We start from the raw sequence: 21350 nt of genomic DNA on the forward strand, positions 1-21350 counted from the left end.
CATGGGCGAATTTTTTAGTCAACGTTTGTCACGGCATTTCCAAAAAATGTCCAAGTACTTGCGCTATATTTTAAATGATCATTTTGTTTTAGTCTGTATGTTTTTATTAGGCGGATTAGGTCTGTACTATTCCCAGTTGTTAAAAGAATTACCTCGTGATTTTGTTTGGGGCAGGCCGTTAATTCTGTTGGGTTGGCTGCTACTCATTCAAGTTGGTAAGTTGGCCACTTTGACAGAAGAGCCAGACAAGGTGTTTTTATTACCAAAAGAAAAACAATTCGCTGCTTATCTGAAACGAGCACTGCGCTACTCTTTACTTTTACCGATTGTGGTCAGCTTTCTAGGAAGTGGCCTATTGATGCCGTTGATTGTAGTGACAACAGGCTGGTCGTTTCAAACCTTCTTTTTATTTTTGGTCATGCTAGTTTGTATGATTTATACACATCTTAGTTTACAAAGCTATGGGCTCTATCATCTTTCGCCAACCACTTACCGTAGTTGGTGGTTCGTTTGGTTGATCAGTAGTCTCTTGATTATGACGGGAGCCATTTACTGGACGCCTTGGGTTGGTGTGATTGGTGGTATCGTTCTGGCCGTTTGTTTATCGAATATTTGGCAAAATAAGATGAAACAGAGTTTCTTGGATTGGGAAAAAATGATCCAAAAAGAACAAAACAGAATGCATAGAATTTATAAATTCATTCAGCTGTTTACAGATATTCCTGAAGTGAGTAGTACAGTGAAACGCCGTAAATACTTAGATCCTCTCCTCGGAGTAGTCAAAAAAACATCTGAGAACACGTATGCTTACTTATTCATTCGGAGCTTTTTACGAGGTAGCGAATATAGCGGCTTATTGTTTCGTTTGATTTTGGTTGGTGGCGTGCTACTCTTCTTTTTACAAGAATTCTGGATTGCGTTGGTAGTTGCTTTATTGTTTGTCTATTTAATCGGGTTCCAGTTGATTCCCATGTACACGCAATTTGATTATATGGTGATGACACAGCTATATCCAATTTCAATAGAAAAAAAACAAGCAGCGATTCGCCGGTTAATTAGCGGCGCATTATCTGTTGCGGCCATTATTTTTGGTGGGATTGTCTGCCTTCGTTTAGGCAGTTTGCAAAATAGCTTGATCATTCTGGGTGCCTTAATTGTAGAAGTTGTGATTTTCACTAAAATGTATGTTCCAATGCGCTTGAATAAGTTATAAAGATGAGAAAACCCAGCAAAATTTACAAAAGAACCACATAGAAGCTTGACGAAGCAAGGTTTGGCGACTAAAATGGTAATTGCTGTAAAAATTGCAATAAAATTGTGTTGAGATAGGAGATAATTTCCATGGAATTTCAGTTGGATAAAGACTGGCGTCTGCAGCCGATAAAGGGCGCAACTGGTCAAACATACATGGGAATAAAAGAAACAGAGAAAGTGTTCATTAAACGAAACACTTCTCCACTTCTTGCAGCATTGTCTAAAGAAGGGTTAGCCCCGAAGATGATTTGGACAAAGCGGACAGCGAATGGCGACGTACTAACAGCCCAAGAATGGCTGGAAGGACGTTTATTACATGCGGACGAAATTGGCAAACGCAATGACGTGATTGACGTGTTATACCAATTGCATCATTCCAATTTGCTGAAAGACATGTTGAAAAAAATTGGTGGGGAAGTTTGTACCCCGCTAACAATGTTGAAAGAGTATAAGCGTCAACTACCTAAAGAATTAAAACGAAACAGTTATTTAAAAGAAGTAATCACTTATTTATATAATCATTTACCAGAATATCCAGAAACTAGTTATGTAGCTGTTCACGGCGATGTGAATCATCGGAATTGGTTAGTCTCGAATAATTATCTCTATTTAGTAGATTGGGATTCTGTGATGGTCGCGGACCCAGCGGTAGATTTAGGAATGATTTTGAGTCATTATGTCCCTCGTTCCGGCTGGAATCAATGGTTACTATCTTATGGTTTAATCCCGAATGAAAGTACGGTTCAACGAATTTATTGGTATGGTTTATTTAGCTTTTTACAAGAGATTGTTCGTCATCACCAAGAGGGCGAAAGAAGAGCAATGACTGCAGAAATTTTACAATTAAAACGAATGTTTAGTAGTTAAACTAATTCATTTAACATCCACACAGGCTGGCGAATTTCACCAGTCTGTTTTTAAAAGAAAGGAATTTTAAATATGCGTGTAAGAAATAGACCCGGAGCAGCAGAATATATGGCAAAATATCCACAATATGTGGTAGAAGGTCCTGAAAAATGGCAAGGGAAATGGCAAGAACGTTTTGGCAATAATCATCCCATTCATATTGAAATTGGTTCAGGTAAAGGTCGTTTTATTTATGAAATGGCTAAAGCACATCCTGAAATTAATTATATTGGTATCGATATGCAATTAAGTATTTTATCGATTGCATTAGATAAGCTAGTGGCCGAGCCGTTACCTAATCTACAGTTATTGCGAGTAGACGGCGAAGCATTAACAGAATATTTTGCTGAAAATGAAGTAGATTTAATCTATTTAAATTTTTCAGATCCTTGGCCAAAGAAAAAACATGAAAAACGTCGTTTAACGTATAAAAACTTTTTAGCGACAGATGAAATTATCTTAAAACCAAATGGAGAAATTCATTTTAAAACGGATAATCAAGGGCTCTTCGAATACTCATTAAGTAGCTTTTCTAAATATGGCATGATTATTGAACGTGTATGGCTAGATTTGCATAATAGCGAGTTTGAAGGCAACATTATGACAGAATACGAAGAAAAATTTTCTAGTCGTGGTCAACGAATTTATCGAGTAGAAGCACGTTTTGTTGCAAAATAAAAAACAAGCATTCCTTTATTTTAAGTGAAGGAATGCTTGTTTTTTATTATTTAAGAAAGCCTAAGTTGTCGTTCTTAAAGCATAGGCGTCCAATAAAATTCTTGCCAGAATGGATAATGGTAACCGTGAACGCACTTCATAATCGGGGAAAAAAGAGCCTTCTGATTTGAAACCCACGAACGGAATTTCAATATATTTCATTAAACTAGAGTGTTTGCTTGCAGTTAAAAGGATAGTCCCAATTTCTGAGTCGTAACAGTTTTTACCAGCGACAACTAATTCTTGGGTTTCTCCGTTTAAAGAAACAAAAAGAGCCACATCTTTTTTTGATAACTTTTTACTAATATTTTTAATAATTTCTGGGTCCGTATGCAGTTCACAGTATTTGCCAGCCAATTGAAACTTAACCATCATTTCCTGAGCAATTAATTCTGAAAAACCTCTAGCAAAGATAATAATCCGTCGAGAAGCCTTGATTTTTTGGATCGCATCTTCGATATTACCAATTTCAATCATGTTAATCGTGCGAGTTACTTCTTCTTCATTCTTTAAAATGGCTGTCCGAATTCCTCGGTCTACTTTTTCTAATGCTGAAAAATTTATATTTTGGTTTTCTTTATCTTTCAAGTGATGCTTGAAGGATGTGAAACCTTCATAGCCTTTCTTTTTCATGGTTCTTACAATCGTCGCAGTTGATACGTTGGCTCGTTCGCTTAATTTTACAATGGAATAATCAGGGATTTCTAAAATATGTGTTTCGATAAAATGCCAGAGATATTGCTCTGACTCACTCAATTTTTGTTCCATAATGACCAGCCCTTCTTTCTTTCACTAAAAAAACATTTATAAGCCTATTTTTAATGAAAAAAAATAAAAAAGCTAGAGAAATTATGAAATTGTAAATGTTTTCTATATTTTTGCGAAAGAATGAAAACCTTTACATGGCATTTTGAGACATAATAAAGAGGAGAAAGGAGGAACTACAGTGACTATTTATACATGTACATTAAATTTAGCCATTGATTTATTTATCGAAACAGAAGAGCTAGTTCCTTTTGTCGTGAATCGCACGAAGGAAGATGATATTCAAGCAAACGGGAAAGGAGTCAATGTTTCCCTAATTTTAAAGATGTTAGGGATTGATAATACCGCTTTGGGAGTCAAAGCTGGTTTCACTGGGAACTATGTCGAGGATTATTTAAAAGAAAAAGAAATAACCACTGATTTTATCGAAGTCGCTGGCACAACGAGAATCAATGTGTTTACAAAAGTTACCCAAGATCAAAAGGAATACAAATTAGTCAATAAAGGACCAAAATTATCTGAAGAACATGTACAACGTTTTTTGAAAAAAATTTCAGAGTTACGTAAAGGGGATTATTTGTGCGTATCAGGAAGTTTACCACAAGGGGTTTCGCCAAGTATTTTGATTGAAATTAGCCGAATTTGTTTTGAAAAGCAGGTGTTCTTAATTTTAGACAGTAGTTATGAAGAAATTTTAGATTGTTTGCCTTATCAACCATTTTTATTGAAACCAAATGAAGAAGAACTTCAAGAGTGGTTTCATACAGAAGTGCAGACTAAGGACGATTACATTTTTTACGGACAAGAATTACTGAAGCGGGGAGCCAAAAATATTTTACTTTCTTTAGGTAGTGAAGGGGCTTTATTTATAAATAATGAAAAGGTTCTTTCAGGTAATTCACCAACTGGAATGGTTGTGAATACAGCTTGTTCAGGGGATGCAATGTTAGGTACCTTTTTAGCTGGCTGGCATCAAGGACTTTCATTGGAAAAAAATTTAAAAAGAAGTATTGCAGCAGGTAGTTCAACAGCATTTCGCAAAGGATTGACAGATTTTTCAGATGTTCAGGAGTTAGAGCAACAAATAAAGATTCAAGAGGAGGAATAAACAGATGGCTACGTATCAATTAATAGCTGCTACAGGTTGTCCGACGGGAATAGCGCACACGTATATGGCACAGGAGGCATTGGAACAAGCTGCGAAACGTAAAGGTATTACGATTAAGGTTGAAACACATGGTCAGATTGGTATAGAAAACGAGTTAACACCTGCAGAAATCCAAGGAGCGGAGGCAGTAATTATTGCCGCCGACAAAGACGTTCAAGCAGAACGTTTTGCTGGGAAACGAATCATTGATGTCCCTGTCAGTGTGGGGATTAAAGAAGCAGATCGCTTAATTGAAGAAGCGCTCGCAGGAAAAGGATCGATTGCGGCCGAAAACCAAGCAGTGGACGAACTTGAACAGGAAACACAAATTTCTTCAGGAAATGTTGGACATAGTATTTATAAAAACTTAATGAATGGCGTCTCTCACATGTTGCCGTTTGTAGTAGCAGGCGGCGTTTTAATTGCTCTTTCTTTTGCTATTTGGGGTATTTATTCATTTGATCCAGAAAGTAGTCAGTATAATGCTACCGCTGCTATGTTAAAAAGTATTGGTGATGCCTCAATGGGCATGATGGTGCCAATCTTATCTGCGTATATCGCAGAGGGGATTGCCAAACGACCTGGTTTGGTTGTGGGCTTTGTCGGTGGTTTGATTGCTAACACTGGTGGCACTGGCTTTTTAGGAGGGATATTATCTGGTTTCCTTGCTGGGTATTTCATTCTTTTATTACAAAGAGTATTTAAAGGTTTGCCTAAATCATTAGATGGTTTAAAAGCAATTTTCCTTTATCCAGTCATTGGCGTTGCAGTTATTGGTATCACTATGTCTTTACTAGCAGATCCGATGAAAGCTGTTAACGAAGGAATGATGAGCTTTTTAGCTAGTTTCCAAAACTCCAGTCCATTGGTTTTAGGAATTATTGTGGGTTGTATGTGTGCCTTTGATATGGGAGGTCCAGTTAATAAAGCGGCCTATGTTACTGGGACGGCACTCTTAGCTCAAGGAAATACTTCTTTTATGGCAGGAGTTTCTGCTGCCTGCATAGCGCCACCTTTAATTACAGGCTTTGCTACATTATTCTTTGGAAAATACTTTGACACAAATGAACGCAATGCGGGGCTAGTGAACTTTATTTTAGGCTCCACACATATTACAGAAGGCGCTATTCCGTTTGCGGCAAAAGACCCATTGAAGGTTTTACCAATTATGATGCTCGGATCTTCAATTGCGGCAGTCCTAACGTATATGTTTGGGGTACAAGTGCCAGCACCTCATGGAGGATTTCTTGTTCTACCAGTTGTTACTCACGCTGTTCAATGGGTTTTGGCAATTTTAGCTGGTTCATTGGTAGGTGGCTTATTGCTAGGTTTTGTACAAAAAAGTAGAATCGCCAAACAAGAGCAATCGTTATCAAAAAAATGAAATAACAGGAATTAGGAGTGGATGGAATGGCTTTTATTAAAGAAAATCATATTTTTTTAAATCAACAGTTACAAACGCAAGAGGATGTTTTTCACTTTTTAGCAAAAAAATCAACAGAATTGGAAGTTGCTCAGGACGCACAGGAAGTTTTCGATAAACTGAACGAGCGAGAACAAGAAGGAACAACGGGGATGATGAATGGATTTGCGATACCTCATGCAAAAGCAGCAACGATTCAACAAGCGGCCATTATCATCGTTACCTTGGACCAAGGTGTTGAGTGGCAGAGCCTTGACAACCAATTAACGGAGTTTGTGATTGCGCTGTTTATTCCAGATGCCGAAGCTGGCACGACACATTTGAAATTACTCTCTTCCGTTGCGCGCCTCCTATTAAGAGAAGAAGTTACTTCTGGACTGAAACAAGCAAGTTCGCCAGCTGAAATTGCTACGTTACTAAATAATCAATTAGGAGAGGGAACAGAATGAAAAAAATTAGTGAACAAAAACGTAAACATTTAGAAAATCTGGTAGATGATCAAGGGATTATTGGAGCACTAGCCATTGATCAACGTGGGGCCTTAAAACGCATGATGGGAAAATACAAAGAGGTGACTGCGCAAGAAATCAGTGACTTTAAAGTATTAGTATCTCGTTGCTTAACACCAGAGACTTCAGCAATTTTGTTGGATCCAGAATATGGCCTAGCTGCTGCTGAAAATCGAGCACAGACTTCAGGTTTGTTACTTGCGTATGAAAAAACGGGCTACGATGCTTCGACACCAGGACGGTTACCCGATAGTCTTGATGTTTGGTCGGTTAAGCGTTTAAAAGAAGCGGGCGCAGACGCGTGTAAATTTTTACTTTACTACGATGTTGACGAAAGTGAAGCAATCAATGAACGAAAGAAAGCTTATATAGAACGGATTGGTTCAGAGTGTTTAGCCGAAGAAATTCCATTCTTTTTAGAAATTGTCTCTTATGATGCAAACAATTCGGATAGTGCTTCAAAAGAATACGCTAAAGTAAAACCGCACAAAGTAATTGAAGCGATGAAAGAATTTTCAAAGGATCGCTATAATGTTGATGTTTTAAAAGTAGAAGTCCCTGTGAACATGAATTTTGTAGAAGGTTTTGGCACTGAAAGTCTTTATAGCCAAGATGAAGCGCAGGCCTTTTTCAACATGCAAAGTGAAGCAACACAACTTCCATTTATTTTCTTGAGTGCAGGGGTTAGTGCTGCGATGTTTCAGGAAACATTGAAATTTGCAAAAAAAGCAGGTTCCTCGTTTAATGGAGTCTTATGTGGTCGCGCAACTTGGGCAGACGGCGTGCTTCCATTTGTTCAACAAGGTGCTGAAGCAGCCGTTGCGTGGCTTGAAACAACTGGTAAAACAAATGTTGACGAATTAAATCAGGTTTTAAGAGAGAGCGCAGTATCAGTCTTTGAAAAAATCCAGTAATTAAGCTGAAAATATATACTGAATTTAAACTATTTGGTCATCTGAATTAAATTTTTTCAGAAATCGTCTTCTTTAAGTGAACTCAATGTACGCAAACTCAAAAGATATGATATAATTATTTCGATATCGATGTATGAACACCCAAAAAGTAACATTGCTTTACTTTATTTGGGGAAAGTTGGGGTATTATGGGAATTCCTAAAGAAGGCGAGTTTGTAACCATTCAGAGTTATAAACATGACGGACATTTACATCGAACGTGGCGTGATACGATGGTACTAAAAACGAGCGAGTATTCTTTAATTGGTGTGAACGATCACACGTTAGTAACGGAATCCGACGGACGTCGGTGGGTGACTCGTGAACCAGCCATTGTTTATTTTCACAAGAAATATTGGTTCAATATAATAGCAATGATTAGAGAAAAGGGGGTTTCGTATTACTGCAATCTGGCTTCGCCATATGTTTTAGATGACGAAGCGTTGAAGTATATTGATTATGATTTAGATATCAAGGTTTTTCCAGATGGTGAAAAACGTTTACTAGACGTTGATGAATATGAATTTCATAGCAAACTAATGGATTATCCAGAAGATATTGACTTCATTTTAAAAGAAAATGTCAAGACTTTAGTGGATTGGATTAATAACGAAAAAGGCCCCTTCTCGCCCGAGTATGTAGATATCTGGTATCAACGTTATCAACAGCTATCAAAAAAATAGCCGATGTAAACAGCCCACAAAAGGAGCTTGGAGCATTAGCCAAAATGGCTAATGCTCCAAGCTCTAAATTTTCCGATTTAATTGGTGTTATAGTTCTTTATTCATTTCGTAGTGTTCAATGCCAGCATCCATAAAAGGTGCTCCTGTTTTTTGATAACCTAAACGTTCATAGAAGCCTACAGCGGTGACTTGTGCTCCTAGAGTAATCTTGTGGTAGCCTTGTTCTTTGGCAAAATTTTCCGCCGCTTCCATAATCATTCGTCCATAGTCGGCGCCACGGTAAGCTTTTTCAACGGCCATTCGTTGTAATTTCATAACGCCATTTTCTAGTGGAAGCAAGCGACAAGTTGCGACAGCTACATGGTTCGTGTACAAAACAAAGTGAATACAATGTGCTTCATATTCATCGATTTCCATCTCTTCTGGTACCCCTTGTTCCGCTACGAATACGCGTTGACGAAGCCGGACAGCATCTAAATAAAGATCACTCATGGTATCTTTTGTTTGAGCTACATGCATAGAAAAACCCCCAAGTTCAGAATCTGTTTCTATTTTATTATACCACGAAAAAGTTCTAGCAATGAAGTATTCTCAATGACTGAGGGGGGAAGGTGTGATAAAATAAAACAGCAACAATTGAATAAAAATAAAGGAGGAGCCGCTGTGATTAATCGATTTAAAGAATCGAAATTATTTTTCTGGTCAGTTGAATTACTTGTCGTGGCCATGCTATTATTTATTGCTTCGAAAATTAATTTCTTATTTGCACCGATTGGGACATTCTTTTCAACGTTGTTTGCCCCAGTCTTAGTAGCAGGCTTTTTGTATTATTTACTAAATCCTGTGGTCAATCTACTAATGAAGACGAAAATGAAACGAATTTATGCCGTCTTACTGGTATTTTTATTACTAATCATCGCATTAGTTCTGATCTTATTAACAATTATCCCTAAGTTGGCAGATCAGCTAGCTAGTTTAGCATCAAGTATGCCGGATTTCTTTAAACAAGTGGAGACCTGGATTTATGAGATTGCGGAGTTACCTATTTTTAAACAAATTGATTTAACAAGCTATATTGAAAAAATGGATATTTCTTATGCAAATATTATCCAACAATTTTTAAGTAGTTTATCAAGTAGCTTAGGTTCAATCGTATCAACGGTGGCGTCAACCACCATTGTTTTGGTCACTGCGCCATTTATTTTATTTTATATGTTAAAAGATGGAGACAAGCTAGTACCAGCGATTCAACGTTTTTTACCTGAAAAAAGAAAAGATGATATCGTGGATCTTTTAGGACAATTGAACCAAACCTTATCCAGTTATATTAGTGGACAAGCGATTGAATGTTTATTTGTCGGTACATTTACGATTATTGGGTATTCATTGCTTGGCGTTCGTTATGCCTTTTTATTTGGTGTCATTGCCGGCTTTACGAATTTGATTCCCTATTTAGGCCCTTATCTAGGATTAGCGCCCGCTGTCTTAGTGACCATCTTTAATGAACCCGTCAAAGCAGCCTTATGTTGTTTAGTGGTGCTAGTGGTTCAACAATTGGACGGAAATATTATTTATCCAAACGTTATCGGAAAATCTCTAAAAATCCATCCATTAACGATTATTTTAATTTTATTGGTAGCAGGAAATTTAGCAGGTTTACTAGGTATTTTCCTCGGCGTCCCATTTTACGCAATCTGCCGGACCATTATCTACTATGTTATTGATATGGTCAAAGCGGGTCGTAGTGAAAAAGTTACCAATGCTGTTCTTTTAGGGAATGAAACAAATACGAAAGAAAATAACGGTTAATGATTGAATCCGCTAATCTTTCGTGCTATGATTTTATGGATTAGGATAGAAAATAACCTGTCATAATACTGATTGTGTCTGTTTCTAAGCCTAACCATAAAAAGAGGAAGAACGTTAAAAGAGTACGAAAGTACAGCCTCGGAATTATCAACAATTAAGGAGAGAGAGAACATTATGAATAATGCTGACCCTGAGAGTCAGTCGCTAATTGCGCAACTTCTATTATTAGTCGTGTTGACGTTTATCAATGCCTTTTTGGCAGCGGCGGAAATTGCAGTCGTATCTGTTAACAAGAATCGTGTGGAACAAAAAGCGGAAGACGGCGACGCAAAAGCTCAAAAATTGCTTAAGGTATTGCAAGATCCCAATAACTTTTTATCCACAATCCAAGTAGGGATTACTTTGGTTAATATCCTATCTGGTGCTTCATTAGCAGAGACTTTATCTAGTCGTTTGGCCCCTGTATTAGGTGGCGGCGCCGCAGCTAAGAGTCTTGCCAGTATCATTATCTTAGCATTGTTAACGTACGTTTCTATTGTATTTGGTGAATTATACCCTAAACGAATTGCTATGAATAAATCAGAAGAAGTCGCTCAATTGACTTCTGGTGCAGTCCGCTTTTTAGGAGTTATCGCGCGTCCCTTCGTTTGGTTGCTATCGGCTTCGACCGATTTATTATCCAAAATCACACCAATGACTTTCGATGATGCCGATTCGAAGATGACACGAGATGAAATGCGCTACATGCTTGAAACAGAAGGTGTTTTGGAAAACGAAGAACTAGAAATGCTACAAGGTGTCTTTTCATTAGATACAAAAGTGGCACGAGAAGTAATGGTTCCTCGGACAGACGCATTCATGGTTGACATCCAAGATGATGTCCAAGAAAACATCAATTTAATTTTAGGAGAAAATTATTCTCGGATTCCTGTTTATAGTGAAGACAAAGATAAAATTGTTGGTATTTTACATACCAAAACGTTACTAAAAGCTGCACGTAATTTAGGCTTTGAAAACATTGAATTAGGCGCAATCATCCAAGAACCATTATTTGTCCCAGAAACCATTTTTATTGATGATTTACTTTATGAGTTAAAACGAACACAAAACCAAATGGCGATTTTACTAGATGAATATGGCGGTGTTGTCGGTTTAGCAACACTGGAAGATTTACTAGAAGAAATCGTTGGTGAAATTGACGATGAAACAGATGAAGTAGAAAATTTATATACACAAGTGGCCGACAATGAATATTTGGTTCAAGGACGCATGTTAATTGACGAATTTAATGAAGTATTTGAAACAGATTTACACATGAGCGATGTTGATACAATGGCAGGTTACTTAATTACAGCATTAGGAACCATTCCTGATGAAGGGGAAAAACCTTCTTTTGAAGTGGGCAATATTAAGTTAACTGCTGAAGAAATGGAAGGCACACGTTTGCTAGTCTTACGCGTTCATTTCTACGATGAAGAAACTGTCGATGAAGAACCAGAAGAAAATCGTCGTTTTTTCCGTAAAGAAATGGAAGATGACGAACCAAGACGTTAAAAATAACCTGTGACATCAGTCGTTTTGACTAATGTCGCAGGTTTTCCTTTTAAAAAACAGCCAACAGCAGCTCTTTATTCTCAAGGCTTGACATGATATACTAGCAAAGGTTAATCAAAAATTATGCTGAAGAAAATAAATAAATAAACATCACAAGTGATAAGGAGATTTTTATGACGATCAATCAAAAAGAAGCAGTCGATAGTCGCCGTACGTTTGCGATTATTTCCCATCCGGATGCTGGGAAAACAACGATTACTGAACAATTATTATTATTTGGGGGCGCCATCCGCCAAGCTGGAACAGTCAAAGGGAAAAAAACAGGGAACTTTGCCAAATCTGACTGGATGGAAATTGAAAAACAACGGGGAATTTCGGTAACGAGTTCTGTGATGCAATTTGACTATCAAGACAAACGGATTAATATCTTGGACACCCCAGGGCATGAGGATTTCTCAGAGGATACGTATCGGACCTTAATGGCCGTGGATAGTGCTGTGATGGTTATTGATAGTGCCAAAGGGATTGAAGCACAAACGAAAAAACTTTTCCAAGTTGTTAAAAAACGTGGTATTCCAATTTTTACTTTTATTAACAAATTGGACCGTGACGGACGGGAACCATTGGAACTTTTAGAAGAATTGGAAGAACTATTGGATATTGAATCTTATCCAATGAACTGGCCAATTGGTATGGGAAAAGGCCTAGAAGGTCTATACGATATTTATAATGAACGTGTGGAATTATATCGTCCAGAAAATAATGGCGGGGAGCGTTTTATTCCTTTAAAAGATGGCGATATCCCAAGCGATTTACCATTGCACAATAACAGCGTTTATCAACAAGTGTTGGAAGATGTTGAGTTATTGGTAGAAGCAGGCGATGAATTTAGCGAGGAAAAAATCGCTCGTGGTGATCAAACGCCAGTCTTCTTCGGTTCTGCTTTGACAAACTTTGGGGTTCAAACATTTTTAGAAACCTTCTTACAATTTGCGCCTGCGCCACATGCGCATAAAACAGAAGAGGGTGGCGAAGTAAGTCCTTATGAAAAAGAATTTTCAGGCTTTGTCTTTAAAATTCAAGCGAATATGAACCCAGCCCATCGTGATCGAATTGCCTTTGTTCGAATTTGTTCAGGTGTTTTTGAGAGAGGCATGGACGTGACTTTAGGTAGAACAGGCAAAAAAGTCAAATTAAGTAACGTGACGCAATTTATGGCGGATGCCCGCGAAAACGTCACAGAAGCTGTTGCAGGCGATATTATCGGCGTGTATGACACAGGAAATTACCAAATTGGCGATACTTTATATGAAGGGAAAATGAATGTTCAATACGAAGAGTTGCCGTCATTTACCCCTGAATTATTCATGAAAGTGACTGCCAAAAACGTAATGAAACAAAAATCTTTCCATAAAGGAATTTACCAACTGGTTCAAGAAGGAGCCATTCAATTATATAAAACATATTTAACAGAAGAATATATCATTGGTGCAGTAGGTCAATTGCAGTTTGAAGTTTTCCAATACCGAATGTCCAATGAATACAATGCTGAAGTAGTAATGACGCCAATGGGTTCTAAAATTGCCCGCTGGATTAATCCAGAAGATTTAGATGAACGCATGAGCTCTAGCCGAAACATTTTGGCACGGGACCGTTTCGACCAACCATTGTTCTTATTTGAAAACCAATTTGCGGAACGCTGGTTTGCGGATAAATATCCAGATGTTGAACTGAAAAGTTTGATGTAAAATTAATTTGTAATCAATCAGTAGCTGAATCTTTAGAAGATTGAAGCTCGGCGCAGTCATTCTCAAGATGATTGCGCTGAGCTTTTCTTGTTATAAGGTATTAAAGCAGGCGTGATTGTTTTTTTTTGAGATAGAATACTTACTATAACGAACCTATCAAGGAGTGGACAAGAACATGAATTTTTATGGCATCGAGTATTTAAAAAGCCAATCTAATTTAAATGATTACTTAAAGTATTTTTTTATTTTTGCTTTGTTAATCGGGCTAGTCATTGTGTTTAGTTTTTATGTGCGACATCAAATTCAAACGAAATATCGTGAATTAAGTATTATTATTTTTTTATCATTATTATTTGTTTTAGGGGTTCAATATTCCAATTATCAACTGAACCAAAATCAGCATTCACAATCTTCACAAATGGTACATTTTGTCGAACAAGTGGCACAGGAAAAAAAGGTTTCTCCAGAAAAAGTTTATGTCAATGGTACACAATTGGCTGACGGAACCATAGTTAAAATTGACGAAGTCTTTTATAAAATGAGTTTAAGTACGGATCAGCAGTCTTATACATTACAAGAAACGTATTTATTAACACCAACGATTGAAATCATAAAGTAAAGTGAGGGAAAATTAATGCAGTTTTATAGTCCAATTATTATTAAATTTGCTTTAGGTATTATTTGTTTAATTGTCCAAATTAATTTGATGGGAAAAGGCAATTTGGCGCCCACATCGGCTATGGACCAAGTGCAAAACTATGTATTGGGGGGCATTATTGGTGGTGTTATTTATAATGATTCAATTACGGTGCTCCAATTTGTATTAGTGTTAATTTTGTGGACATTATTAGTCTTAATTTTAAAATTTGCAAAAGAACACAATCGCTATGTGAAGCAAATTGTGGATGGTAAACCCATTACTTTAATCAAGGATGGACAGGTTGTGGTGAAGGAATGTTTGAAAAATGGTATTTCTGCAAATGATCTAATGTTTAAATTACGAGCAAATGGTATTTATGAAGTCCAGCTTGTTAAACGGGCGGTTTTAGAACAAAATGGTCAATTAACAATCGTCGAATATGGCGATGAAAGTATTCGTTATCCGATTATTGTGGACGGTCAAGCCAACATGGATGTCCTAGAGTTAATCAAAAAAGATGAGCACTGGCTATTAACGCAAATCCAAGAACAAGGATTCCAAAGATTACAGGAAATCTATTTAGGTGAGTATTTATCTGGACAGTTAAGTTTATCGCCGTATGAAGAAAAAACGATTGCTTAGCTATACTTTTCATTCTACTTATATTAAAATTAAATGGTAATTCAATGAGTTTTAAAAGGAGGAAAAATGAAAACTAAAAAGATAGTTGTCGGGTTATTTTGTTCAATGATTATTTTAATGGGGTGCCAACCAGATCAACGAACTGAAAAAATGAAAGAAAGTACTGAAGCAGAAGCAGTCCAAGTAACGAGTGGTGCCTCGGCAGCCACTAATGCCACTTCTGTAAAGCAGGAGGAGCAGACAAACACGAATGATCAACCGAAGGAGAGTGCTGCCAAAGTGAGTTATGAGCGTAATGGACATACCTTTGAAGTTGATGCTGTTTCTGGCGCTACAGTAGAAGCTAATAATGGACAATCAGGAATTAGTCCAGAAGAAAAAGCCCAGAAGATGTATTGGTCAGGTCGTCCAGAAATCGGAGAAGTTCAAGGGGATTATTATCATCATGAAGTCGTGTTTGATGGCGGCTATACGGCTTTAATTGATGTCGTTGTTAAGGATCAACAAATTCAGTTAGTGGAATTTGATGAACGTGGACCTAAAAACTATTATTCTGAAGAATGGGCAGGAGTGACAAAACGTTTATCCGGCTATGCAAATTTTCAAGCGAACAACGCCCGAACTGATCAATCGTTAGTGACCGTTGTTAATACGATGACTTTTCTAGAAAATCAAATGGTTGCTGAAAATCGCCTAGATGGCGCATTCCAGACAGCCAAAGGTCAATCCAATAGCGCTAATAATGGTTATCTTCCTGCTGCTAGGGCTTTAGCCAAGGAAATCAAAGAACCTTCAAAAGAACATTATACAAGTCTAACAGAAGATTTTGGGGAGGGGCTTTCTGGACGTTTAACTGTTATTACGTTAAAAGATTCAGGGAAAATAACCGATCTTCGTTATGATGAATATTTTGCAGATACAGAAGAAGAGATTAAAGATGCGAAACTGAAGGCTTATTCTCGCCAATCAAAATATTTTTCAAAAGATTATGCTCAAAAATCGGGGGAAAATTTCAAAAAAGAAGTGGATGACTTAAGAAAAAAAGCAATCGAGAAAAATAAATTAGTCAGTCCGACAAATGAGGAAGCCTGGTCGAAAAATTATCAAAGGCTTGTAAAAAAATAACGTCACAATAAATTAAAAAAACTGCCGAAGTGGGGAAACTTCGGCAGTTTTTTTAGTTTTCCATGAGGGAAACTTTTAATGGAACAGACACTTCGGTCACATGGTTTAACTCAATGATAGAAATTTCATCTGGGTCATAAGCCTCTTTAGGTAATCGTTTTAACAGTTTTGCTAAAATTTCTTTTACTTCTGTCGGACGAATGCGACGATTTTTATTCATAATCAGAACTTCCACATGGTGAGCTGCTTCTGAATAGACAGCGGTCGTGTTTCCTGCTGAGTAGACTTTTACAAAGTAAGCATCCGTGTTTTCCAATTGTTTATTTACTAATTGTTTGTAGCTATTGGTCACATTCACTAATTTCATTTTATCACCTCATTATAGTTGTGTGCTGCAAAAGAGCGTTTCCAATTATGTACAGGAGTTCCAGATTGAATTTTTTCTATGAGGAACAAGTATACGAATATCTTTCTTCTATTATAGTTTTTTTTGATGAAAATAAAAAGTGAAAAGCATAAAAAAATCCGCACGCATTGTTATTAATGCGTGTGGATTTTTGATTATTCTGCTTGGTCAGATGTTGAAGTTTCTGTTTTAGTCACTTCTTGTGCGCCAGTTACGATAATTTTACCTTCGTTATCTAACGCTGCGACTAATTGATGATTTTCAGGATGATCTAGATAGTATTCAGCAATGCCGTCTTCAATTTGTTCTTGAATCGTTCGGCGTAAAGGACGAGCGCCCATTGCAGGATCATAACCTAAATCAACGAGTTTCTCTTTGACTTCTGTTGGAACCTCAATGTGTAATTTTTGTTTAGCTAATAAGCCATTTACTTCTTCTAACATCAAGCTGACAATGTTCATCAGGTTTTCTTTGCTTAATGCTTTGAATTCGATAATACCATCGAAACGGTTAAGGAATTCGGGGGTGAAGAAGTTGTTCAATTGACCTAAAACAGATTTAGTCACACCTTCACGGGCAGCGCCAAAGCCAACGTTAGCTTCCACAGCTCCTGTTCCAGCATTACTTGTCATGATAATGATGGTGTCTTTAAAGCTGACTGTACGACCTTGTGCATCTGTTAAACGACCATCGTCGAGAATTTGTAAAAACATGTGTAAAACATCAGGATGTGCTTTTTCAATTTCATCCAATAAAATTAAACTATAAGGATTACGACGGACTTTTTCTGTGAGTTGTCCAGCTTCGTCATACCCAACATAGCCTGGAGGAGAACCAATCAGTTTAGAGACACTGTGTTTTTCCATATACTCACTCATATCAAAACGAACCATCGAATCTTCTGAACCGAATAGCTCAAAGGCTAATTGTTTTGCTAATTCAGTTTTACCAACGCCTGTTGGCCCAACAAATAAGAAGGAACCAATTGGGCGGTTTTGTTTGCCTAGGCCTACACGATTGCGACGAATCGCTTTAGCTACTTTATCGACGGCATCATCTTGTCCGACAACATGAGCTTTTAAGTCAACAGCTAAATTTTTCAATTGGGTTTGTTCTTTTTCTTTTAAGTCACCAACAGGAATGCCAGTTTTTTGTTCCACAATGGCTTCAATATCTTTTTCAGTGATGACGGGTGTTTCTTCATCGCTGATTTGTTTTTCTTTCATTGCTTGTAATTTATTGATTTGATCACGATAATAAGCCGCTTTTTCAAAATCTTCTTCTGCGGAAGCTTGTTGTTTTTGTTGTTCCGCTTCTGCTAATTTTTTATCAATTGTTTTTGGATCGACGAGTTGGATAGTTAGATTCATTTTTGAACCAGATTCATCTAACAAGTCAATCGCTTTATCTGGTAAAAAGCGATCTTGAATGTAACGATTGGATAAGTTTGCTGCTGCGTTAATCGCTTCATCTGTATATTTAACATGATGATAATCTTCATAACGTTTTTGCAAACCATGTAAAATCGTTATGGTTTCGGCAACGGTTGGCTCATCTACTTGGACTGGTTGCATCCGACGTTCTAAGGCAGCATCTTTTTCAATAATACGGTACTCATTTAAAGTTGTGGCACCGACTAATTGTAATTCACCACGTGCTAAGGCTGGTTTTAAAATATTGCCAGCATCCATATTGCCATCACCAGCAGCACCAGCACCCACAATTTCATGGACTTCATCAATAAATAAAATGACATTTTCAGCTTCAGTGATTTCTTCAATCAATTTTTGCATCCGTTCTTCAAATTGTCCGCGAATACCAGTTCCTTGAACAAGTGAAACCACATCTAAACGAATGACTTCTTTGTCCAATAATTTTTGGGGTACATCGCCATCGACAATTTTTTGGGCTAAACCTTCGACAACGGCTGTTTTACCAACACCTGGTTCACCGATTAAAACGGGGTTGTTTTTTGTACGGCGATTTAAGATTTCAATGACACGCTTAATTTCTTGGTCACGTCCTACCACAGGATCGATATCTCCTTGGCGTGCCGCTTCGGTGATGTTAATCCCATACTCGCTTAGTAAACCTTGACCAGCGCCAGCGCCTCCGCGAGGGGGTTGACCTCCATTACCACCATCACCAAATTGAGTGGGTGGTGTTTGTTGTTCATAAGGATTACCTTGTTGCATTTGGCGAGAAAGAGAACGATATAAATCGTCTAAACTCCCAAAGCCAAAAGGGTCTTGTCCCATATTTTGAGGGGAATTATTTGCTTGATTTTTTAATTTTTGATAGCAGCTTTGGCAATAGTCCAGTTGTTTTCTTTGACCATTCACATTTGCATATAAATGAATTGTTGCTTCATTTTGTTGACAATTTTGACAAATCATTGAATGAAACACATCCTTTCAAAATAACTGAGGCCAGAAAAATAGCTGTTTGCTCTATTATTTCTAGTAAACAGACCATTTTTCCTCAAACCAGCCAAGTGCTAGATAGCAAGAATAAATTCTGTCTACAAAACCACTTGACCATTTTTGACCTTTGAGGTTATTATAGCATTTTTTGTAAGAGAATCAAGTAAAAGACCTTGTTTAAAAAAAGGCAAAGATTCGATTTTTTTACAGACAATTGCGCCATTTTCAAGTAAACTATAAGAGTTGATATTTAAGAGAAAGAGTGGTGAAATCAATGGCTGAAAATCCTTTTGTAGAAAAAATTGCTTCATTAAAAGCTGGAGAAATCTCTGAATTAATCGTGGAGCAAAATGAATTTTTCCAATTTCGTGATGCTTGGATTTCTTTGCCTGACCGCGCGGAAATTGTTGGAGAAGCGGGGTTAAATGGACGAATCATTTATCGTTACCAAAAAGAGGAAGAATAGTCAGTGCAAAACATCACGAAATTTAAGCAAAAAGTGTTGTGTAAGATAGAAAAAAATGGTAATCTTAGAAACTGAAAGGGTCTTTTTTCGAGTAGACGTTTGATTTTAGCGTATCAAGAAAGGAAAACCCTAACATAAAAATTTTTTATTTACGAAGGAGACCGATTTATATGGAAAAGAAAGAATTTCACATTGTAGCAGAAACAGGAATTCACGCACGTCCAGCTACTTTATTAGTACAAACTGCAAGCAAATTTAACTCAGATATTAACTTAGAATACAAAGGTAAATCTGTTAACTTAAAATCAATCATGGGCGTTATGTCTTTAGGCGTTGGTCAAGGTTCTGACGTAACAATCACTGTTGATGGTGCTGACGAAGCTGAAGGAATGGCAGCAATCGTTGAAACATTACAAAAAGAAGGATTGGCTGAATAATGTCTGAGATGCTAAAAGGGATTGCCGCAAGTGATGGCGTTGCTGTTGCTAAAGCTTACCTGCTAGTTCAACCTGACTTGTCTTTCAACAAAACTTCCGTAGAAGATACTGATGCAGAAGCAACTCGCTTAGACGATGCTTTAGCAAAATCTACTGAAGAGTTGCAAGCAATTCGCGACAAAGCAGCTCAAAGCCTTGGTGAAGCAGAAGCGCAAGTTTTCGATGCTCATTTAATGGTTTTATCTGACCCAGAAATGGTTGGTCAAATCAAACAAAATATCCAAGACAACAAAGTCAATGCAGAAGCTGCCTTGAAAGAAGTTACGGATATGTATATTGGTATGTTTGAAGCAATGGACGACAATGCTTACATGCAAGAGCGTGCAGCAGATATTCGTGACGTTGCCAAACGTATCTTAGCACATTTATTAGGTGTGACTCTTCCAAATCCTTCAATGATTAACGAAGAAGTAATCGTGGTTGCCCATGACTTAACACCTAGTGATACTGCACAATTAGACCGTACGTATGTTAAAGCCTTTGTTACAGACATCGGCGGACGTACTTCTCACTCAGCAATCATGGCTCGTTCGTTAGAAATCCCTGCAATCGTTGGTACAAAAGAAATTACTGACAAAGTAAAAGCAGGCGATATTTTAGCAGTGAACGGAATCATTGGGGATGTTATTATTGACCCAACAGATGCTGAAAAATCTGAATTTGAAGCAGAAGCAAAAGCTTATGCAGATCAAAAAGCAGAATGGGATAAACTAAAAAATGCAGAAACAGTGACAGCTGACGGCAAACATGTTGAGTTAGCTGCAAACATTGGTACACCAAAAGATTTAGAAGGCGTACACAAAAACGGCGGCGAAGCTGTTGGTTTATATCGTACAGAATTCTTATACATGGATTCATCTGACTTTCCAACTGAAGAGGACCAATACCAAGCGTATAAAGCAGTTCTTGAAGGAATGGAAGGAAAACCAGTTGTGGTTCGTACAATGGATATTGGTGGGGACAAAGAGCTTCCTTACCTAACATTACCACACGAAATGAACCCATTCTTAGGTTACCGTGCATTACGTATTAGCTTATCAGAACTAGGTGACGGCATGTTCCGTACACAAATGCGTGCATTATTACGTGCGTCTGTTCATGGTAACTTACGTATCATGTTCCCAATGGTTGCTACTTTGAAAGAATTTAGAGCAGCGAAAGCAATCTTTGAAGACGAAAAACAAAAATTAGTCAACGAAGGTGTTGAAGTTTCAAACGATATCCAAGTAGGTATTATGATTGAAATTCCAGCAGCTGCCGTATTAGCTGATAAATTTGCCAAAGAAGTTGACTTCTTTAGTGTTGGAACTAACGACTTAATCCAATACACAATGGCGGCAGACCGTATGAACGAACGCGTTTCTTACTTATACCAACCATACAACCCATCAATCTTACGTTTAATTAAAAATGTAATTGATGCAGCACACGCTGAAGGTAAATGGGCTGGTATGTGTGGTGAAATGGCGGGCGATCAAACAGCTGTTCCATTACTATTGGGTATGGGCTTAGATGAGTTCTCAATGAGTGCTACATCTATCCTTAAAACACGTAGCTTGATGAAACGTCTAGACACAACTAAAATGGCTGAACTTGCTGACCGCGCATTAAAAGAATGCGACACGATGGAAGAAGTCGTTGCATTAGTTGAAGAATATACAAAATAATTAAGTGATTATGAAA

Annotated in this window: 21 protein-coding genes; 17 read left to right on the top strand and 4 right to left on the bottom strand. The window is 37.5% G+C overall.

Annotated features, from left to right (window positions below; translation table 11 throughout):
- The first annotated feature begins 1 nt into the window (after window position 1).
- The 3 genes from IGI63_RS11970 to trmB all read left to right on the top strand — a co-directional run bounded on the left by IGI63_RS11970 (window position 2) and on the right by trmB (window position 2838).
- Complete coding sequence (locus tag IGI63_RS11970) at window positions 2-1213, top strand: ABC transporter permease (RefSeq protein ID WP_010826383.1); 1212 nt, start codon at window positions 2-4, stop codon at window positions 1211-1213.
- Between the two features lie 128 nt (window positions 1214-1341).
- Window positions 1342-2121 (top strand): phosphotransferase family protein, encoded by a 780-nt coding sequence (locus IGI63_RS11975; RefSeq protein ID WP_002355531.1) that lies wholly within the window; start codon window positions 1342-1344, stop codon window positions 2119-2121.
- Window positions 2122-2193: 72 nt separating this feature from the next.
- Complete coding sequence (gene trmB / locus IGI63_RS11980) at window positions 2194-2838, top strand: tRNA (guanosine(46)-N7)-methyltransferase TrmB (protein ID WP_002355532.1); 645 nt, start codon at window positions 2194-2196, stop codon at window positions 2836-2838.
- A gap of 60 nt (window positions 2839-2898) precedes the next feature.
- On the opposite strand, the gene IGI63_RS11985 is transcribed toward trmB, so the two are convergent.
- Window positions 2899-3645, bottom strand: coding sequence for a MurR/RpiR family transcriptional regulator (locus IGI63_RS11985; RefSeq protein ID WP_002363162.1), 747 nt, complete (start codon window positions 3643-3645; stop codon window positions 2899-2901).
- A 178-nt stretch (window positions 3646-3823) separates the two neighbouring features.
- Here IGI63_RS11985 and pfkB point away from each other — a divergent pair, with 178 nt between their 5' ends.
- From pfkB to bph, 5 genes are all read left to right on the top strand, one after another.
- Window positions 3824-4750, top strand: coding sequence for a 1-phosphofructokinase (gene pfkB, locus IGI63_RS11990; protein WP_002375928.1), 927 nt, complete (start codon window positions 3824-3826; stop codon window positions 4748-4750).
- A 4-nt stretch (window positions 4751-4754) separates the two neighbouring features.
- A complete protein-coding gene (locus tag IGI63_RS11995) occupies window positions 4755-6173 on the top strand; it encodes a PTS fructose transporter subunit IIC (protein WP_002355535.1) in 1419 nt (472 codons plus the stop codon).
- A 26-nt stretch (window positions 6174-6199) separates the two neighbouring features.
- On the top strand, window positions 6200-6661 hold the full coding sequence (locus IGI63_RS12000; RefSeq protein WP_002358680.1) for a fructose PTS transporter subunit IIA: 462 nt from the start codon (window positions 6200-6202) through the stop codon (window positions 6659-6661).
- A complete protein-coding gene (lacD, locus tag IGI63_RS12005; RefSeq protein WP_010824416.1) occupies window positions 6658-7635 on the top strand; it encodes a tagatose-bisphosphate aldolase in 978 nt (325 codons plus the stop codon). Before IGI63_RS12000 ends, lacD begins: the two co-directional genes overlap by 4 nt.
- 188 nt (window positions 7636-7823) lie before the next feature.
- The gene (gene bph, locus IGI63_RS12010; protein ID WP_002355538.1) at window positions 7824-8357 is read left to right on the top strand and encodes a biofilm phosphatase Bph; all 534 of its coding nucleotides are present in this window, start codon (window positions 7824-7826) and stop codon (window positions 8355-8357) included.
- A gap of 87 nt (window positions 8358-8444) precedes the next feature.
- Here bph and IGI63_RS12015 read toward each other — a convergent pair whose 3' ends face one another.
- A complete protein-coding gene (locus IGI63_RS12015) occupies window positions 8445-8876 on the bottom strand; it encodes a GNAT family N-acetyltransferase (RefSeq protein WP_429975851.1) in 432 nt (143 codons plus the stop codon).
- A gap of 75 nt (window positions 8877-8951) precedes the next feature.
- Between IGI63_RS12015 and IGI63_RS12020 the strand changes: the two genes are divergently transcribed.
- The 6 genes from IGI63_RS12020 (at window position 8952) to IGI63_RS12045 (ending at window position 15875) form a co-directional block, all read left to right on the top strand.
- The gene (locus IGI63_RS12020) at window positions 8952-10166 is read left to right on the top strand and encodes an AI-2E family transporter (RefSeq protein ID WP_002384914.1); all 1215 of its coding nucleotides are present in this window, start codon (window positions 8952-8954) and stop codon (window positions 10164-10166) included.
- Window positions 10167-10340: 174 nt separating this feature from the next.
- Window positions 10341-11720 (top strand): hemolysin family protein, encoded by a 1380-nt coding sequence (locus IGI63_RS12025; protein ID WP_002363168.1) that lies wholly within the window; start codon window positions 10341-10343, stop codon window positions 11718-11720.
- A gap of 173 nt (window positions 11721-11893) precedes the next feature.
- The gene (locus IGI63_RS12030; RefSeq protein ID WP_002355543.1) at window positions 11894-13468 is read left to right on the top strand and encodes a peptide chain release factor 3; all 1575 of its coding nucleotides are present in this window, start codon (window positions 11894-11896) and stop codon (window positions 13466-13468) included.
- A 175-nt stretch (window positions 13469-13643) separates the two neighbouring features.
- Window positions 13644-14087, top strand: a complete 444-nt coding sequence (locus tag IGI63_RS12035) for a DUF3290 domain-containing protein (protein WP_002355544.1) — start codon at window positions 13644-13646, stop codon at window positions 14085-14087.
- 15 nt (window positions 14088-14102) lie between these two features.
- Entirely contained in the window at window positions 14103-14750 is a 648-nt protein-coding gene (locus tag IGI63_RS12040) for a DUF421 domain-containing protein (protein ID WP_002368017.1), read from the top strand.
- 66 nt (window positions 14751-14816) lie between these two features.
- Window positions 14817-15875, top strand: coding sequence for a hypothetical protein (locus IGI63_RS12045; protein WP_429975852.1), 1059 nt, complete (start codon window positions 14817-14819; stop codon window positions 15873-15875).
- A 52-nt stretch (window positions 15876-15927) separates the two neighbouring features.
- Here IGI63_RS12045 and IGI63_RS12050 read toward each other — a convergent pair whose 3' ends face one another.
- Window positions 15928-16242, bottom strand: coding sequence for a DUF1827 family protein (locus IGI63_RS12050; protein ID WP_002355547.1), 315 nt, complete (start codon window positions 16240-16242; stop codon window positions 15928-15930).
- A 194-nt stretch (window positions 16243-16436) separates the two neighbouring features.
- Window positions 16437-18677, bottom strand: coding sequence for an AAA family ATPase (locus tag IGI63_RS12055; protein ID WP_429975853.1), 2241 nt, complete (start codon window positions 18675-18677; stop codon window positions 16437-16439).
- A gap of 301 nt (window positions 18678-18978) precedes the next feature.
- Between IGI63_RS12055 and IGI63_RS12060 the strand changes: the two genes are divergently transcribed.
- From IGI63_RS12060 to ptsP, 3 genes are all read left to right on the top strand, one after another.
- On the top strand, window positions 18979-19170 hold the full coding sequence (locus IGI63_RS12060; RefSeq protein ID WP_002366170.1) for a hypothetical protein: 192 nt from the start codon (window positions 18979-18981) through the stop codon (window positions 19168-19170).
- 170 nt (window positions 19171-19340) lie between these two features.
- On the top strand, window positions 19341-19607 hold the full coding sequence (locus IGI63_RS12065; RefSeq protein WP_002355551.1) for a phosphocarrier protein HPr: 267 nt from the start codon (window positions 19341-19343) through the stop codon (window positions 19605-19607).
- Window positions 19607-21334 (top strand): phosphoenolpyruvate--protein phosphotransferase, encoded by a 1728-nt coding sequence (ptsP, locus tag IGI63_RS12070; RefSeq protein ID WP_002361251.1) that lies wholly within the window; start codon window positions 19607-19609, stop codon window positions 21332-21334. Before IGI63_RS12065 ends, ptsP begins: the two co-directional genes overlap by 1 nt.
- Window positions 21335-21350: the final 16 nt, after the last annotated feature.

The sequence above is a fragment of the Enterococcus sp. DIV0086 genome, from assembly GCF_050498705.1.
GTDB classification, from domain to species: Bacteria; Bacillota; Bacilli; order Lactobacillales; family Enterococcaceae; genus Enterococcus; species Enterococcus faecalis.

Coding starts and splice junctions, on each gene's coding strand:
- IGI63_RS11970 (WP_010826383.1), top strand. CDS start 2: ATGGGCGAATTTTTTAGTCAACGTTTGTCACGGCATTTCCAAAAAATG.
- IGI63_RS11975 (WP_002355531.1), top strand. CDS start 1,342: ATGGAATTTCAGTTGGATAAAGACTGGCGTCTGCAGCCGATAAAGGGC.
- trmB (WP_002355532.1), top strand. CDS start 2,194: ATGCGTGTAAGAAATAGACCCGGAGCAGCAGAATATATGGCAAAATAT.
- IGI63_RS11985 (WP_002363162.1), bottom strand. CDS start 3,645: ATGGAACAAAAATTGAGTGAGTCAGAGCAATATCTCTGGCATTTTATC.
- IGI63_RS11995 (WP_002355535.1), top strand. CDS start 4,755: ATGGCTACGTATCAATTAATAGCTGCTACAGGTTGTCCGACGGGAATA.
- IGI63_RS12000 (WP_002358680.1), top strand. CDS start 6,200: ATGGCTTTTATTAAAGAAAATCATATTTTTTTAAATCAACAGTTACAA.
- lacD (WP_010824416.1), top strand. CDS start 6,658: ATGAAAAAAATTAGTGAACAAAAACGTAAACATTTAGAAAATCTGGTA.
- bph (WP_002355538.1), top strand. CDS start 7,824: ATGGGAATTCCTAAAGAAGGCGAGTTTGTAACCATTCAGAGTTATAAA.
- IGI63_RS12015 (WP_429975851.1), bottom strand. CDS start 8,876: ATGCATGTAGCTCAAACAAAAGATACCATGAGTGATCTTTATTTAGAT.
- IGI63_RS12020 (WP_002384914.1), top strand. CDS start 8,952: ATGACTGAGGGGGGAAGGTGTGATAAAATAAAACAGCAACAATTGAAT.
- IGI63_RS12025 (WP_002363168.1), top strand. CDS start 10,341: ATGAATAATGCTGACCCTGAGAGTCAGTCGCTAATTGCGCAACTTCTA.
- IGI63_RS12030 (WP_002355543.1), top strand. CDS start 11,894: ATGACGATCAATCAAAAAGAAGCAGTCGATAGTCGCCGTACGTTTGCG.
- IGI63_RS12035 (WP_002355544.1), top strand. CDS start 13,644: ATGAATTTTTATGGCATCGAGTATTTAAAAAGCCAATCTAATTTAAAT.
- IGI63_RS12040 (WP_002368017.1), top strand. CDS start 14,103: ATGCAGTTTTATAGTCCAATTATTATTAAATTTGCTTTAGGTATTATT.
- IGI63_RS12045 (WP_429975852.1), top strand. CDS start 14,817: ATGAAAACTAAAAAGATAGTTGTCGGGTTATTTTGTTCAATGATTATT.
- IGI63_RS12050 (WP_002355547.1), bottom strand. CDS start 16,242: ATGAAATTAGTGAATGTGACCAATAGCTACAAACAATTAGTAAATAAA.
- IGI63_RS12055 (WP_429975853.1), bottom strand. CDS start 18,677: ATGATTTGTCAAAATTGTCAACAAAATGAAGCAACAATTCATTTATAT.
- IGI63_RS12060 (WP_002366170.1), top strand. CDS start 18,979: ATGGCTGAAAATCCTTTTGTAGAAAAAATTGCTTCATTAAAAGCTGGA.
- IGI63_RS12065 (WP_002355551.1), top strand. CDS start 19,341: ATGGAAAAGAAAGAATTTCACATTGTAGCAGAAACAGGAATTCACGCA.
- ptsP (WP_002361251.1), top strand. CDS start 19,607: ATGTCTGAGATGCTAAAAGGGATTGCCGCAAGTGATGGCGTTGCTGTT.